Here is a 1,047-nt window from a genome sequence, read left to right as displayed (position 1 = left end):
GTCAACCTTTCCCCGGACACACAAATTGTCTGGCTGGATGCGGCTGAGCAACAGCAGCAGAAAATCTTTGCTTATCTTTCCGCTGATCCGCAACAAGCCGCGAGGCAGGCACAAGCGATGCTGCAATCTCCCCAATGGCATCAGCAGGAACAGCAACTGATTCAGTCTTATCGTGCCATTGTTGACGCCTGGCAATCAGGTGTGCGCAAGTACCCTGCTGTGGTATTTGATGACCGGGACGTCGTGTATGGCACGGCGAATGTGGCAAAAGCCCGCGCACTCAGGGAGCAATATCAACCATGAGTCTTCAACGTGTGACTTTTCCTGCACTCATCACCCTGATAGCGGCATTTACTCCGGTGACACAGGCCTCAATCAACACCGCCCAGATTGTCATCAGTAGTCTTTCACCGTCCTGTATTCAATGGCGGGTCAGTGGCATCTGTTACTGGCTGCTCTGTGGTTTGCATGGCTGTACGGTGAAAACCTCGGTTAAGGTAACCCATTATCTCCCCGAAGCGGTGGTGTCTACCTATCAAGCCCCCAGTGGCAATCCATGGATAGAAATGTCGCAGGTCAGTCGGCTCTCTGGCGGAGTAGAAAATACCGTGACCGGGGCGTTATCTCACCTGAATGCCGGTGGGGGTAACCACAATGTCCAGATTGCCGGGCAACGGCGTACCAGCCTGCGTTTCAACTATGCCGATGCTATCGGGCATCCGGCGACCAACCTGATAGGCGGGCAAATTCCCGGCTATTCGTGTCGTAGTGCAGCTACACCCCTGATACCTTATTTTCTCAGCACGCTGGATTCGGTAGCGTGGCGCTCTGGTTTGCCGGAATCGTTTTATCCGGAAGCCCTGATACCCGGTCAGCGGGAACTGGGCAGTCAGATGGCCGGCACTATGTGGGGCCATATTTATCCACGCTCAGGCTTTGTCAATCAGACCGATGATGACAAGGCATCTGCCGTGGTCGCACAGCGAGTCGCGGATATCATCACCCGTGTCGGGCAACCCCATGTTTATCAGACGCTGAAAGGCACGC

At 54.6% G+C, this 1,047-nt stretch carries 2 protein-coding genes; both read left to right on the top strand.

The features are described 5' to 3' along the window. The coding region (locus tag AAC147_RS09840; protein ID WP_047686482.1) for a TIGR03757 family integrating conjugative element protein at positions 1-303 on the top strand (303 nt) is incomplete at its 5' end. Beyond that, positions 300-1,047 (top strand): TIGR03756 family integrating conjugative element protein (locus tag AAC147_RS09835; protein WP_072032577.1); only part of this gene is annotated, 748 nt, incomplete at its 3' end. The genes AAC147_RS09840 and AAC147_RS09835, both read left to right, overlap by 4 nt.

It is taken from the genome of Xenorhabdus sp. NBAII XenSa04 (assembly GCF_963866145.1).
GTDB lineage: Bacteria > Pseudomonadota > Gammaproteobacteria > Enterobacterales > Enterobacteriaceae > Xenorhabdus > Xenorhabdus indica.
Note: the sequence above shows the minus strand (reverse complement) of the source record. Positions and strands in the feature narration are given on the sequence as shown.